The organism is Ensifer sp. LC384, assembly GCF_001695865.1.
GTDB lineage: Bacteria > Pseudomonadota > Alphaproteobacteria > Rhizobiales > Rhizobiaceae > Ensifer.
Genome location: NZ_MBST01000014.1, coordinates 31,042 through 44,487, shown reverse-complemented (window position 1 = coordinate 44,487; position 13,446 = coordinate 31,042). Strand labels below are relative to the sequence as shown.

Sequence of the window (13,446 nt, the reverse complement as noted above, 5' to 3'; positions counted from 1 at the left end):
TTCTCCCCTTGTCCGCCTGCCGTCCGTGGGCGGCTCGTCTGTCCGGCCGGTCCGCGTGGGCAGGCCCTTGTTCTAGCATATCGCTCCCCATCGCGTTTGCCACGGTTCGTCCGTCTTCATCGCAGGAATTTTGCCGAAAGCAGACGCTGCCGGTCGCCCTGCCTTGTCGATGCGAACGCGTTTGCCTACATGCCCCATCGTACCCTGCCCGGCACTGGAGACATTTGATGATATTGGACGCGGCGCGGCTTTCCCTGGCCAATCTTTTTGCACCGGAGACCCGTTCGGTGTTCTGGAAGGTGCTCGGCCTGACGCTCCTGGCGTTGGCCGCGCTGTGGTTCGGGCTGCGCGAACTCTTCGTCTGGCTCGCCCTGCCATGGCTTGATGCCCTGATGCCCGGCACGCCCGCCTGGGCCGGCTGGCTCACCTTCGTGCTTGGCATCTTCGCGAGCCTCGGGCTGGCGCTGGCGCTGGCCTTGCTGCTGGCGCCGGTGACGGCGCTGATCGCCGGCTTCTTCCTCGATGATGTCGCCGACGTGGTCGAAGCGCGCGATTATCCGAACGAGCCGGCCGGCCGGCCCTTGCCGCTCGCAGAGGCGATCGTGGGCTCGGCCAAGTTTCTCGGCGTCGTCATTCTCGGCAACATATTGGCGCTATTCCTGCTCCTGGTGCCCGGCGTCAATCTGATCGCCTTCTTCCTCGTCAACGGTTACCTCCTGGGACGGGAGTTCTTCGAATTTGCCGCCATGCGCTACCGCTCGCCGGCCGAAGCGCGGCTCTTCCGTGCCAAGCACCGCTCGACCGTGTTCCTGGCCGGGTTGATCCTGGCGGCGTTTCTGGCCGTGCCGTTGCTCAACCTGCTGACGCCGCTCTTTGCCGCCGGCATGATGGTGCACCTGCACAAGAGGCTGTCGGCCAGCGACCCGGCATTTTCGCTGCAGCGCCGCGCGCCGGATATGGCGCGCTAAAGGTGCTGCGACACCTTGAACCTGTGGCTCGGCCGCGAAGGCCCGAACCGCAATCTTCTTGACAGCGGGCATCCGCTGGCCAATCTGCCGGCAAATCCCCATGGTGTCGCGCGCCCGAATGGCCGCGACAGGACGGAGCAGCAGCAATGAACAACGCCGAAGACCGCGTCACCCGCCTTGAAGAGACGGTGGCTCACCAGGCCAAGACGATCGAAGAGCTTTCCGATCAGCTCGCCGAGCAATGGAAGGTCGTCGAGCAGACGCGGGCAAAGCTCGACCGGCTGACGGAACGCTTCCTCAGCCTCGAGGAGCAATCGATCGATGCGCCTCCGGTCACCCGCCCGCCGCACTACTGAGGCGCCATATCAGCGCAGGCTGGTATCAGGGCAGAAAAACAAAAAGGCCGCCGGTTCTTGCGAACGGCGGCCTTTCTGATGTCAGGCGGAAGCCTTTAGTAGGGGCAGGCTTCGTCGCTCATGTAGTCGTGAACCTGGACCTTGCCGGCGATGATCTCGGCCTTCACCTTTTCGACCGCGTCGAGCATTTCCGGGGTGATCAGGGCCTTGTTGTTGTCGTCGAGCGCGTAGCCGACGCCATCTTCCTTGAGGCCGAGGTTGGAAATGCCGAACTCGAACTTGTCGTTCTTGGCAGCGGTGAAGGCTTCGTAGACGGCCACGTCGACGCGCTTCAGCATCGAGGTCAGGACCTTGCCCGGCTGCAGGCCGTTCTGGTTGGAGTCGACGCCGATGCCGAGCTTGCCGGCATCCGCAGCGGCCTGCAGGACGCCGACGCCGGTGCCGCCGGCTGCGTGGTAGACCACGTCCGAACCCTGGTCCATCTGCGACTTGGCAATTTCGCCGCCCTTGACCGGGTCGTTCCAGGCGTCCGGCGTCGTGCCGGTGTAGGCTTCAAGAACCTTCACGTCAGCGCCGGTCGACTTCGCGCCGCCGACATAGCCGCAGGCGAACTTGTGGATGAGCGGAACGTCCATGCCGCCGATGAAGCTGACGGTCTTCGACTTCGAAGCGAGACCAGCGAGCACGCCGACGAGGTAGGAGCCTTCCTGTTCCTTGAACACAATCGACTTCACGTTCGGCTTGTCGAGCACCATGTCGATGATCGCAAACTTGGTGTCCGGATATTCGCCGGCGATCTTTTCGAGCGGTGCCGCCCAGTTGAAGCCGGCCATGACGATCGGGTTGTTGCCGTCGCTGGCGAAGCGGCGCAGGGCCTGCTCGCGCTGTGCGTCATTGGCGATTTCGAATTCGCGGTATTCGACGCCCGATTCGGTTTTGAATTTTTCGGCGCCGTTAAAGGCCGCTTCGTTGAACGATTTGTCGAACTTGCCGCCCAGATCGTAAATGATGGCCGGCTTGATGTCGGCGGCCAGAGCCGTCGCGGACATCATGGAAAAGGCAAAGAGACCGAGAATGGTTTTTTTCATCGTGCAGCCCTGTTGTCGCTATTGATCTTTATCGGGTCCTCCCGCGGGCCCCGGATGGAGCCTGTCTGCGGAACCCGCCCCTCTCGCGGGGGCTAGGGTGGCCGCATCCTTGCACGGTCACGGCAAAAAAACACTCAAAATTTTTCGGATGGTAAAAATGTCGACCGACATTCACAGGCATCGTTAAAATGCCGGTTCCCTTGACCTTTTTGGATCGGCAGGGGGACGCCGCGCGCCGGGCGCGCGGCGTAAAGGGACTAGCCACCGATCGGGCAGCTGACGCCGGTGCCGCGCAGGCCGCAATAACCATCGGGGTTCTTCGCCAGATACTGCTGGTGGTAGTCCTCGGCAAAGTACAACGGGCCGGCCTTTTCGATTTCGGTGGTGATCTTGCCGGTATGACCCGATCGCTTCAGGGCCGCCTGGAAGGCGTCGCGCGCGGCCTTCGCCTCTTTCAGCTGCGCATCGTCATAGGCATAGATGGCGGAGCGATAGGTCGTGCCGATATCGTTGCCCTGGCGCATGCCCTGGGTCGGGTCGTGCTGCTCGAAGAAGGTCTTGAGCAGGCGCGACAAAGGAACCACCTTCGGATCGTAGACCACCAGCACCACCTCGGTGTGGCCGGTGAGCCCCGTGGTGGTTTCCTGGTAGGTGGGGTTCGGCGTCAGGCCGCCGGAATAGCCGGCCGCCGTGACATAGACGCCCGGTATGCTCCAAAGCAGCCGTTCGGCGCCCCAGAAGCAGCCCATGCCGAGCAGGATCTTCTCCGTGCCGTCGGGATAGGGGCCTTTCAGCGGGTGTCCCGAGACGAAGTGTGTCACGGCAGTCGGAATGGCATCCTCGCGCCCGGGCAGCGCCGTCTGAGCATCGGGCAGGATGGTCTTCTTGTTGAACATGTCGATCAGGAACATCACTAAAACTCCTTGTCGTCGACGCGGGGCAGCGCCCCGGCATGATCAGGCGGCGAAGCGGCCGGCTGCCGGCCGCTTCTTGTATCCGGCCATCCACAGAAGAAGGGCCAGAAGCGCCAGCACCGCAAAGGCGGGTTGCATCAAGAGCCAGTGCAGCATCGAGTGCCAGAGGGCCGGCCCGGTATCGGTCCGCTGAGCAAACTGAACCCAGCTGGCCGTGTCGGCGCCCAACGCTTCGAGATCGTCGCCGAGCGACGTCATCATCAGCTCTGATGCGGCGACGGACTGGATGGCATCGACAGCACCTGCAAGGACGGCCGCAAGCAGCACCACAAAGCTCGCCAGTCTCAGCACGAAACGCATCGGTCCCTCATTCCTCAAGTTTCATCAGGCCAGACCGGGCCGTCACTTTCGTTTTCCGGCATCAGCGCGCCTTTCGGAGCAAAGCCGATGAGGTTGGAGAGCGTGGCAATCCGAGCTGGCGCAGCGTCCGGGCGGTCTCCGAAGGGAGGCGCCGAGCAACTCTGCGGCAAGAGATAGGCCCGGTCGGCGACGAGCGCAATGGCAAGCGTTGCCTGCCAAGTTACACAAGATGTCAACAATCTGTCAGAAAGCAGTTGATCCCGCGCAAATCATCGGTATATATCCCGCCCGTCCGCCGGTTCGCGCCGGATGACACGAAGGGCCTCGCCCTTCCCATCCAGCCGCATGACCATCGGCTGTTGACGGATGGACAGGTGGCCGAGTGGTTGAAGGCGCACGCCTGGAACGCGTGTATACGTGAAAGCGTATCGAGGGTTCGAATCCCTCTCTGTCCGCCATACTTCCTGATTCTATTTCCGATTTTCAGCCACTGGCACTGTGATTGTTTAAGTGTGGCAGAATGCTGAACCAACTTTAGTTGGCGGCCGAGGGGTAGCCCCTCGGCCGCGCGATCGATTGGCTCGTTCATTCGGCCATCTGCGCGACCGCTCCTCAATTTTGGGCAAGCATGACAGTATGACGAGCGGGCGGTGAGGTGGCGTTACGAGCCTCAGCGCTTGCGTGAAAGGTCGCAACAGGCGCGAGCCCGCCGATCATCGAGACGTGTTCCAGCACCACGGTCATGTCCCGGCGCGTCGGGGACGGGGCGGCTAAATAGTTATCCATTGCGCTAAGTGTTTTGTTGTGATACTTAGCCCTATGGAACAGTATTCGAGCCCTCTGGACGGAATTTTTCAGGCTCTCGCTGACCCCACGCGCCGCGCCGTGCTGGCGAGGCTCGGCAGCGGGCCTGCCAGCATCAGCGATCTGGCAAGGCCGTTCGACATGGCGCTGCCGTCGTTCATGAAGCACATCCACTTTCTCGAAGGCAGTGGCCTGATCCGCACGGAGAAGCAGGGCAGGGTGCGCACATGCACCATCGAGAAAGCGCAGTTTGCCGCCATCGAAGCGTGGATGTCGGCGCAGCGCGCGCTTTGGGAAGGCCGCACGGATCGGCTGGAGCAGTTCGTGACATCCGCTGAGAACAAGGAGAAATGACATGATCCGATCTCCCGATCCCGATCTCGACCTGACGATCTCCCGCCTGATCAAAGCGCCGCGCTCGGTGATCTGGAATGCCTGGACCGATCCTGCCAGCTTCGAGCAATGGTGGGTTCCGGCGCCGGCCAGATGCAAGGTGGTCGAGATGGATGTGCGGCCGGGCGGTGCCTTCGTCACCCGGATCAGCGAAGGCGGCGACGCGTTCACGCCGCATCTGGACGCGTGCTTCCTGGCGGTCGACGACCTCCAGCGCATTGTCTTCACCAATTCGCTGGTGGCGGGATGGCGTCCGGCCGAAAACCCTTTCATGACGGCGGTCATCACGCTCCAGGATCATCCTGAGGGCACGGACTATGCCGCCCACGTCATGCACAAGAGCAATGCCGACCGAAACATGCACGAGGAGATGGGTTTCCACGATGGCTGGGGCACGGTCATCGAGCAGCTCGCCCGGCTCGTGGAGGGCAGAACCCAGTAGAGGAGGCGTGCGCATGCGCAAGATTGTCCTGCAGATGATGACGACGCTCAACGGGCGCCTCGACGATCCGCTGGCCTGGATGGGCAGCGTCGGCGACGACCAGTACCGGGCGATCGATCGGCTCTACGCCACCTACGACACCGTGCTCGTCGGGCGCGTGACCTACGAGGAAATGGCATCCTATTGGCCCGGCGCCCTGTCCGAGGACGTCGGAACCGAAACCAACCGCAAGATGGCCCGCCGGATGAACGACTATCGCAAGCTGGTCTTTACGCGCTCAGGGTCTCAGAAGCTGACCGAATGGAACAATGTCGAGCAGGTCGTCGTTGCCGATGACGAAGCGCTGGCCGCCCATCTCCTTGAGCTGAAAGCGCGGCCGGGCGGTGATATTCACCTCTCCGGCGGCGCCAGCCTCGCCCAGACTGTCATCGGACTTGGCCTCGTGGATGCGTTCCACTTCTTCGTCTATCCCGTCACGTCCCCCGGTGCCACCTGGTTCGGTGCGCTTCCAGGCAAGTATGATCTGCGGTTGATGGGCGCGGAAACCTATGACAACGGCGTCGTCGGCTTGCACTACGAACCGCTCGAACGCGAGAACGCGGAGCGGGCTGGCAGCTTTTCCGAGCTGCTCGTCTAACCACCTGCCTAACCGCCTGCCTAACCATGGGAGCCGCCACCCGCCGGCCGCCGCCGGAGCGGCGGTTGATCGGATGTCAACCGCCGTGCTCCAGCGCCGCCTTCAGTCGGTCGTAGGTCGGAGCAAGCGCGCGCAAGGCGGCCGCAGCGACCGCATCCTTGCGCACGACCAGCGGATGCTGCATCGCGCCGATCAGCCGTGCCTGTTCGTCGGCGAGGCGGGCCGCCTCCTTGTACCCCGCCCGTGCGAGGCAGGCGGCCGCATCGGCTGCCCGTCTGGCGCCGACACGGACGGCGAAGTGGATCAGGTGCGCGCGCATTCCCTTGTCGCAACCGGTCTTGATGCGTGCGGCAAGCGTTTCGGCGGCTTCGGCGTTGCCGAGGCTCCCAGGTGGGACGGGCAGGTCCGTCTCCATCGACAACCAATGAATGGCCGCCGGGATCGATGCCCGTATCGTCTCGATCTCCGACATCTCGGCGACACGGACAAAGTCGGTCCGCATCGTATAGGCATCACCATAGCTCAGCGTGTCGGCGCGCCAGGCGGCCATGAAGTTGGCGATCGGCAGGCGCGCATAGGGGTAGCCCTGCGGGTCGTGCATCAGCACGCTTTCCTCGTCCATGTCGAGCACCACGACATAGTGGTCGGCATCGATCGGTCCGCTCATGCCCGGCTGATGCCGGAGATGCCCCATCTCCACGGGACCGATCCAGACCGGCCCGTCCTTGAGGCTTGAGCGCAGGCGGGAAAGCGCGTCGTCCGCATCGCCGCCCTTGCTGACTGTCGACGTCCAGCCGAGCGCCGCAAGGGCGCCGTCGAATCCGGCTTCCGGATCCCAGCCATAGGGATCGAAGAACGGCAGGGTGCCGCCAATCAGCTGCATGCCGAACGGGCTGCCGGTGGCAAATTCGATCACTGCGGTGGAGGGCGCCTGCGCGCCGAACATCATGGCAAACGAGTTGGCGTAGCAATAGGGGCCGGAGCCCGTATAGGCGAAATGCATCATGATCGTCTGTCCTGTTAGATTATGGGTAGCTGATCCAGGCTATGGGGTAGGCGACATCGAAGGAGGCGCCGTGGCTGCCGGGATAGATTTCGTAGGGGCTGCCGACGCAATGGATGTCGCTTCGCGCATCCAGCCAGGTTTCGATGGCGTCGTAGACGCGCAAGATCAGCGGGAAGTTCTGGCAGGCGGCCGGCACGGGTAGAAAAACCTCGCGCCGTGCGGGCTGAAGGCGGATGCGCAGATCGTCGACCGGCTCGATGCTGCCTTCATAGGCAATGGCGACTTCCACCAGTCCCTCGCTGTCGCGGCTCACGGTCTCGTGGAAATGCACGGTCATTGCGCCGTCGCCGGCGATCCCGCCGCGGCGGAGGTGACCACGGATATCCGCCTCGGCGCTCGCCATGAATGGATCGAGCGCTTCGATATCGAGCTGCCGCTGGCAGGTGATCAGCTTGCAGGCTTTCACCTCGCGTATGGCAATTTTCGAGATCAGCTCAGTATCACGACCGTCGGTCTGCCGCGCGATCGCCTCCACCAGCTCTGTCTGCTCGGTCAGCCGCTCGCATTGGGCGTCGAGCCAGGACCGCAATTCGACAAGGCGGCTCTCCGCATCGAGCTCTACCAGTTGCGCGACCCGCGCCACCGGAAGGCCGAGGCGCCGCAGCCGCGCGATCATCCGCGCCCGGGCGGCTTGCTCCGGCGCATAGTAGCGATAGCCCGTGGCCGGATCGGTATAGGCAGGCACCAGCAGGCCCTGTTCGGCGTAAAGCCGCAGCGCCTTCGGGGATAGTCGCGTGGCCGCGCCGAAACGGCCGGCAAGAAGATAAGAATCACTCATGGCAGGGACTGTGGGGCTTGCCCCTGGGGCGAGGTCAAGGGGCAATCGCCGCTGCTGCGCTTGGCTCACATACGCCTTCCTGCCGGTCGCGCTGCCTGCGATGGAGGAGCGGTGCCGCAAGGCGCGCTGTGCCGCAAGGCGCGCTGATGGGCTCTGCGCGCCTTGCGGCGTTTTTACTGCATGTTTCCTTAAATCCTATCCAATTTAAGGATAAAAACATGCAGCAACTCAAAGTGCTACAGCGACCTTTGCGCGTCTGATAAGACGCGCGGCGCTGTAGCGGATCAGGCTTCTGCCCCGCGCCGCCTCGTCAGCAGAGCGAGGGCGGTCAGCGTAACGCGATGCGCCGAGCGCCTGCAGGAGCCGAAGGGCGAGGAAGGCCGGAGCCGACGCGGTGGCGGCCATGAAAAGCGATGCGGCCGTAAACAGCAGCGCACCGCCGATGAGCACCGGACGCCGTCCGATGCGATCGGAAACCGGTCCGAAGGCGATCTGACCGAGGCCGAGGATGACCATGTATAGGCTTAACGTCAGCTGGATGATCGCCGGCGTCGTGGCAAGAATGCCGGGCATGTCAGGCACGACGGGCAGATAGATGTCCATCGCCAGCGAGGCGAGGATGTCGAACGGGGCCATCAGCAAAAGTGCTGCCGGCACCGAATGCTTCCAGGTTGGTGATCTATGATTGGGCACGATTGAACATCCGCTCAAATGAATGACATTCGGCGGCGCTCTGCCTTCTTATCGGTGGTGTGAAATGACCGGACAGACGCCGCAACAACGATCGGGTTGTTGCGGCTTATCTCGCTGCTGACTTGGTCGTCCCCATTCCGGTCTCCATGGAAAACTCAAGGCGCTGTGGTTGGCGCCGTGTCCATTTACCAGTCCAAGCAGCGGACGACAACCGACTACGGCCAGTCCGTGACGATCGACAGCGGAGCCATCTTTGCTCATGAGAGCTATGATTGCTGGCCCGGCTTCACCGTCAGGCGGTTCTCGACGCTGGTAACGCCGATCACCGATCTTGCCGCGTCGCCGGCGCAAGCCACGTCGGAATCGCTCAGGACATGGCCTGACAGCACGACCATTTCGCCGAGCGCCATCACCGAAATATCGGTGGTGTCGACGAAGGTGGCATAACGGATGAAGCGCAGAACCTTGCCCGCCAGATCGTCATCCTTCAGATGAGGATCGTCGTCCTGATGGGAGTAGATGGGCTTCTCTGTTGGCATCGTCGTTTTCCCGGTCCTGTTCGGGAACGCCCCGCGCAGTGGAATGTTCCGGTCTTTTTGCCTTTGGCTGCCGTTTCGCCAAGGGCGTGCGACTGGTCTTGCAACCTTGCGGCGGTCGCCGGAACGGGGCTATTCCTATCTGACCGATCCCAAGGCTGACGCATGTCCGATATCTTCCTGAACGTTCTGCCCATCTTCATCCTGATCCTGACCGGCTGGCTGATCGTCAGGCTCGGCTACCTGAAACCCACCGTCGGCGAAGGGCTCGGCGATTTCGTTTTCCGCGTCGCGGTGCCGGTTCTTCTGTTTCGCACGATCGCCGAGGCGGATTTTCGCGATGGCTCGCCCTGGCCGCTTTGGGTCGCCTACTTTTCCGGCGTCGCCGTCACCTGGACTATCGGCCATCTGGTGGCGACGCTCGCCTTCGGCCGCGATGCGCGCATGGGGGTGCTGGCCGGTGTTTCCTCGGCCTTCGCCAACACGGTCTTTATCGGCCTGCCGCTCGTGTCACGCATCGTCGGCGAGGAAGGGATCGTGGCGCTGTCGATCCTGCTGTCCGTCCATCTGCCGGTGATGATGATCTCCGGCACGGTGCTGATGGAGCGCGCCGAGCGCAAGGTCAGCGGCAGGCCGGGGCAAAGCCCGCTGAAGCTTTTGGCTGGCGTTGCCCGCAACCTGCTGCGCAATCCGCTGGTCATCGGCCTTGCCTTCGGCGCTGGCTTCCATCTGCTCGGTCAGCCGCTCGATGGGCCGGTCAAGAGTGTTATCGATCAGCTTGCCGCCACCGCCGCGCCGGCCGCGCTGGTCTCGATCGGCATGGCACTCGACAAATACGGCCTTGCCGGCAATCTCGGACTGGCCACGGTGACGAGCCTGCTGAAGCTTGTGGTTCTGCCGGGTGTCGTCTTTGCCGCCTGCCATCTGCTCGGCCTCAACGACAACTGGACGACCGCGCTCGTGCTGACCGCGGCGGTGCCGACCGGCGTCAACGCATGGCTGATCGCCAATCACTTCAACGTCGGCCATGCGCTGGCATCCTCGACCATTACACTGACGACGGCGCTTGGCGTCGTCAGCGTTTCGGTCTGGGCTTACCTCCTGATGTAAATCAGCCTGACCTGAACGAGCCTGGCCTGGTTCCAGACAGCAAAAAGCCCGGCGCACTGGCCGGGCTTCTCGAAATCAGATCGTTGAAACGCTTGGGCTTAATGAGCCGGCGCGGGCTGACCTTCCGGAGCAGCCTGGCCTTCGGCCGGCTTGGCTTCCGTTGCCGGCGCTTCGGCCGGCTTCTCGGCGGCACCTTCGGTCGCGGCAGCCGGCGCGGCTTCTGCAGCCGCTGCATCCGGGAGAGCGGCCGGAGCATCGGCCTGTTCGCGGAGATATGCGATCAGGTTGGCGCGTTCGTCAGGCTTCTTGACGCCGGCAAAGCCCATCGCGGTACCCGGGACGTGCTTCTTCGGCGCTTCGATGAAGAAGCTGAGGTGGTCGTAGTCCCAAACGACCTTGCCGCCTTCGGAGAAGGTCTTCATGCCAGCCGAGTAGCTGAAGCCTTCATGCGAGGCGATCGGGCGGTTGACGAGACTCCAGAGGTTGGGGCCGACCTTGTTGGCCCCTCCCTTATCCACGGTGTGACAGCTTGCGCATTTCTTGAACACGGTTTGGCCGGCTGCGGCGTCTGCCTTCAGGAGCAGGGGCTTGATGTCGACTTCAGCCGCTTCCTGGGCGCCGCCGCCAGCCTCGGACGTGCCTTCTTCGGCGACGATCGCGAAGCCTTCCTTCTCGGGAGCCTCGGAATGGAAAATGCCTTCCGACGCAATGGATACGGACATCAGAACGAAAACCGTACCCAGAAAGGCACCCACGCCCATGTTCACATATGAGTTCATCTGCAAACGCTCCCTTTGCCACCGGCGTAAACAAAAACCCGGCCCATCTTGAAATCGCGCGGAACCTATGTCTTTTGGCTCTGCGTTGCAACAGAGATTATAGGCCCCTAACTGAGACTTTTTGACACTTTGGGCGGGGTTTTTGAAGGCCACATCATGAATCGCGAAAATTCAGGCAAAGCCATCGTGCTCATTCCGGCGCGCATGGCCTCCACCCGTCTGCCGGGCAAGCCGCTCGCCGACATTTGCGGCCTGCCGATGATCGTCCAGGTTGCCAAGCGTGCGGCGGAAGCCGATGTCGGGCGCGTCGTCGTCGCCGTCGACGACCAGAGTGTTTTCGATGTCGTTCGCGGCGCCGGTTTCGAGGCGATCATGACGCGGGTCGACCACCAGTCCGGATCCGACCGGATCTACGAGGCGCTGCTGAAGGCCGATCCGCATGGCGAGGCGGAGTTCGTCATCAACGTGCAGGGCGACCTGCCGACGATCGAGCCCGCACCGATTCGTGCCTCGCTGAAGCCGCTCGTCGAAAATGCCTCGACCGATATTGCGACCTTGACGGTGGCGATCACCGACGAAGAGGAAAAAAAGAGCCCCAACATCGTCAAGATCGTCGGCTCACCGCTGTCGGAGACGCGCCTGCGTGCGCTTTATTTTACGCGCGCGACCGCGCCCTACGGACAGGGGCCGCTCTACCACCACATCGGTCTTTATGCCTACCGCCGCCCGGCGCTCGAAAAATTCGTCGCTCTGAAGCCGTCGACGCTGGAGAAGCGCGAATCGCTCGAGCAGCTCAGGGCGCTTGAAGCCGGCATGCGCATCGATGTCGAAATCGTCGATACCGTGCCGCTCGGCGTCGATACGCCGGTCGAGCTGGAAAAAGCCCGCCGCATCCTTTCCGAAAAAGCCTGAGAAGGAAGACAGTGTGACCACCAAGACCAACAGGATCTCCTTCCAGGGCGATTACGGCGCCAATTCCGACATGGCCTGCCGCGACATGTTTCCGTCGATGGAGCCGCTGCCCTGCCAGACGTTCGAAGACGCCTTCGTGGCGGTCGAGAACGGTGAGGCGGATCTGGCGATGATCCCGATCGAGAACACCATCGCCGGCCGCGTCGCCGATATTCACCATCTGCTGCCCGAATCGCGTCTTCATATCGTCGGCGAATATTTCATGCCGATCCGCTTCCAGCTGATGGTGCTGCCGGGCGTCACGCGCGATGAGATCCGCACCGTCCACAGCCATATCCACGCGCTCGGGCAGTGCCGCAAGATCGTGCGCGCCAATGGCTGGAAGCCGGTGGTTGCCGGCGACACCGCAGGGGCTGCGAAACTGGTATCGGAAAAGGGGGATCGCTCGATGGCGGCGCTCGCGCCGCGGCTTGCCGCCGATCTCTACGGCCTCGAGATCGTCGCGGAGAATGTCGAGGACACCGAAAGCAATGTGACGCGCTTCGTGGTGCTGTCGCGCGAGGAACAGCGGCTTGCCCGCAGCGCCGATGACGAAGTGATCATCACCACCTTCGTCTTCAATGTGCGCAACATCCCGGCCGCGCTCTACAAGGCGATGGGCGGTTTTGCCACCAACGGCATCAACATGACGAAGCTCGAAAGCTACCAGCTCGGCGGCAAGTTCGTGGCCACGCAGTTCTACGCCGATATCGAAGGTCATCCGGACGACACGCCCGTGCGCCACGCCATGGAGGAGCTGCGCTTCTTCTCGGAGAAGGTCCGCATTCTCGGCACCTACAAGGCGCATCCGATGCGCGGCGTGCTTTAGACCTTTCCAGGAAAAGTGCGAAGTGGTTTTCCGTCAGGAAATGCGCGGAAATAAAGAGACGGAGCGTTTCTGTAACTCCGTCTAAACCGGAGACGCTCTGGCCGTTTCCGTCCGCACGGCAGATCAGGCTTACCAATGCGTTAACCCGTTACGCGTCTGGTGCATGCCTAATCTGCAATCGCGGCGGTACCTAAATAATGTGCAAATGCCTATTTGACGCTCGTTCACATATGGAGTGTCAAAAATGAAGATCCGTCAGAAGATCGTTGAATATGCAAAAATGCGCCGTGCGATCCGCGAGCTGAATTCGCTCGACGACCACGCCCTGAGCGATATCGGCATTTCCCGTTCGCAGATCCAGGCCGCCGTTTACGGCCGCTAATCAGCACCATTCGCCATATCCCGCCACCGAAGCTGGCGGGATACGCGCAATGCTCTACAGCGCCGCGCGTCAGATATGACGCGCAAAGGACGCTGCAGCACTTTGAACCCGCTGCATAATTTTATCCTTAAATCGGAACCATGAAGCCGGGCTTCAGGACATAGCCCAGCCCCGGCTCGCCCTCGATAGGGGCGCCCTGTGCCTGCAGGCTGGCAATATCGCGGTAGAGCGTTCTCAGGCTGACGCCGGTTTCCTCCGTCAGTCGCCGCCCGCTTACCGGCTGGCGGCAGCGGCGCAGCACCTGCAGAAGATCGAGCAACCGTTCGAAGCGGGACAAGGCCGGCCTCCTCTTGATCGAAG

General features: G+C 62.5%; 17 protein-coding genes, 1 tRNA gene and 2 pseudogenes. 10 read left to right on the top strand and 10 right to left on the bottom strand.

What is annotated here, in order from left to right:
- Positions 1–227 precede the first annotated feature (227 nt).
- Together BC363_RS12845 and BC363_RS12840 are read left to right on the top strand one after the other, a co-directional pair.
- Complete coding sequence (locus tag BC363_RS12845) at positions 228–968, top strand: sulfate transporter family protein (protein ID WP_065784860.1); 741 nt, start codon at positions 228–230, stop codon at positions 966–968.
- A 146-nt stretch (positions 969–1,114) separates the two neighbouring features.
- Positions 1,115–1,324 carry a SlyX family protein gene (locus tag BC363_RS12840; RefSeq protein WP_065784861.1) on the top strand — a complete coding sequence of 70 codons (210 nt, stop codon included), beginning with the start codon at positions 1,115–1,117 and terminating at the stop codon, positions 1,322–1,324.
- 95 nt (positions 1,325–1,419) lie between these two features.
- On the opposite strand, the gene BC363_RS12835 is transcribed toward BC363_RS12840, so the two are convergent.
- The 4 genes from BC363_RS12835 to BC363_RS34360 form a co-directional block, all read right to left on the bottom strand.
- Positions 1,420–2,412, bottom strand: a complete 993-nt coding sequence (locus BC363_RS12835; protein ID WP_065784862.1) for a BMP family ABC transporter substrate-binding protein — start codon at positions 2,410–2,412, stop codon at positions 1,420–1,422.
- Between the two features lie 257 nt (positions 2,413–2,669).
- Positions 2,670–3,323 carry a peptide-methionine (S)-S-oxide reductase MsrA gene (msrA, locus tag BC363_RS12830; protein ID WP_065784863.1) on the bottom strand — a complete coding sequence of 218 codons (654 nt, stop codon included), beginning with the start codon at positions 3,321–3,323 and terminating at the stop codon, positions 2,670–2,672.
- A gap of 45 nt (positions 3,324–3,368) precedes the next feature.
- Positions 3,369–3,686 carry a hypothetical protein gene (locus BC363_RS12825; protein WP_065784864.1) on the bottom strand — a complete coding sequence of 106 codons (318 nt, stop codon included), beginning with the start codon at positions 3,684–3,686 and terminating at the stop codon, positions 3,369–3,371.
- Between the two features lie 14 nt (positions 3,687–3,700).
- Positions 3,701–3,922 (bottom strand): hypothetical protein, encoded by a 222-nt coding sequence (locus BC363_RS34360; RefSeq protein ID WP_141690292.1) that lies wholly within the window; start codon positions 3,920–3,922, stop codon positions 3,701–3,703.
- Positions 3,923–4,054: 132 nt separating this feature from the next.
- Here BC363_RS34360 and BC363_RS12820 point away from each other — a divergent pair.
- From BC363_RS12820 to BC363_RS12805, 4 genes are all read left to right on the top strand, one after another.
- A tRNA-Ser gene (locus tag BC363_RS12820) sits at positions 4,055–4,144 on the top strand.
- 361 nt (positions 4,145–4,505) lie between these two features.
- Complete coding sequence (locus BC363_RS12815) at positions 4,506–4,844, top strand: metalloregulator ArsR/SmtB family transcription factor (protein ID WP_065784865.1); 339 nt, start codon at positions 4,506–4,508, stop codon at positions 4,842–4,844.
- 1 nt (position 4,845) lies between these two features.
- On the top strand, positions 4,846–5,325 hold the full coding sequence (locus tag BC363_RS12810) for an SRPBCC family protein (RefSeq protein WP_065784866.1): 480 nt from the start codon (positions 4,846–4,848) through the stop codon (positions 5,323–5,325).
- A 13-nt stretch (positions 5,326–5,338) separates the two neighbouring features.
- On the top strand, positions 5,339–5,962 hold the full coding sequence (locus BC363_RS12805; protein WP_065784867.1) for a dihydrofolate reductase family protein: 624 nt from the start codon (positions 5,339–5,341) through the stop codon (positions 5,960–5,962).
- Between the two features lie 76 nt (positions 5,963–6,038).
- Here BC363_RS12805 and BC363_RS12800 read toward each other — a convergent pair whose 3' ends face one another.
- The 4 genes and pseudogenes from BC363_RS12800 to BC363_RS12785 form a co-directional block, all read right to left on the bottom strand.
- Complete coding sequence (locus tag BC363_RS12800) at positions 6,039–6,968, bottom strand: hypothetical protein (protein ID WP_065784868.1); 930 nt, start codon at positions 6,966–6,968, stop codon at positions 6,039–6,041.
- Between the two features lie 19 nt (positions 6,969–6,987).
- Positions 6,988–7,806 carry a MerR family transcriptional regulator gene (locus BC363_RS12795; RefSeq protein WP_065784869.1) on the bottom strand — a complete coding sequence of 273 codons (819 nt, stop codon included), beginning with the start codon at positions 7,804–7,806 and terminating at the stop codon, positions 6,988–6,990.
- Positions 7,807–8,145: 339 nt separating this feature from the next.
- Positions 8,146–8,499: pseudogene (locus BC363_RS12790) on the bottom strand (MFS transporter); the annotation flags it as partial.
- A 266-nt stretch (positions 8,500–8,765) separates the two neighbouring features.
- Entirely contained in the window at positions 8,766–9,038 is a 273-nt protein-coding gene (locus tag BC363_RS12785) for a BON domain-containing protein (protein WP_065784870.1), read from the bottom strand.
- A 162-nt stretch (positions 9,039–9,200) separates the two neighbouring features.
- Between BC363_RS12785 and BC363_RS12780 the strand changes: the two genes are divergently transcribed.
- The gene (locus tag BC363_RS12780; protein ID WP_065784871.1) at positions 9,201–10,145 is read left to right on the top strand and encodes an AEC family transporter; all 945 of its coding nucleotides are present in this window, start codon (positions 9,201–9,203) and stop codon (positions 10,143–10,145) included.
- A 98-nt stretch (positions 10,146–10,243) separates the two neighbouring features.
- On the opposite strand, the gene BC363_RS12775 is transcribed toward BC363_RS12780, so the two are convergent.
- The gene (locus tag BC363_RS12775) at positions 10,244–10,924 is read right to left on the bottom strand and encodes a cytochrome c family protein (protein WP_065784872.1); all 681 of its coding nucleotides are present in this window, start codon (positions 10,922–10,924) and stop codon (positions 10,244–10,246) included.
- 156 nt (positions 10,925–11,080) lie between these two features.
- On the opposite strand from BC363_RS12775, the gene BC363_RS12770 reads away from it, so the two are divergent.
- The 3 genes from BC363_RS12770 to BC363_RS12760 all read left to right on the top strand — a co-directional run bounded on the left by BC363_RS12770 (position 11,081) and on the right by BC363_RS12760 (position 13,086).
- Positions 11,081–11,836 (top strand): 3-deoxy-manno-octulosonate cytidylyltransferase, encoded by a 756-nt coding sequence (locus BC363_RS12770; protein WP_065784873.1) that lies wholly within the window; start codon positions 11,081–11,083, stop codon positions 11,834–11,836.
- Positions 11,837–11,849: 13 nt separating this feature from the next.
- Positions 11,850–12,704: a prephenate dehydratase gene (locus tag BC363_RS12765; RefSeq protein WP_083222695.1), complete on the top strand. Its 855-nt coding sequence runs from the start codon at positions 11,850–11,852 to the stop codon at positions 12,702–12,704.
- Between the two features lie 244 nt (positions 12,705–12,948).
- On the top strand, positions 12,949–13,086 hold the full coding sequence (locus BC363_RS12760) for a DUF1127 domain-containing protein (protein WP_065784874.1): 138 nt from the start codon (positions 12,949–12,951) through the stop codon (positions 13,084–13,086).
- A gap of 133 nt (positions 13,087–13,219) precedes the next feature.
- Here BC363_RS12760 and BC363_RS12755 read toward each other — a convergent pair.
- Positions 13,220–13,423, bottom strand: a pseudogene (locus BC363_RS12755) (HTH domain-containing protein); the annotation flags it as partial.
- Between the last annotated feature and the right edge of the window lie 23 nt (positions 13,424–13,446).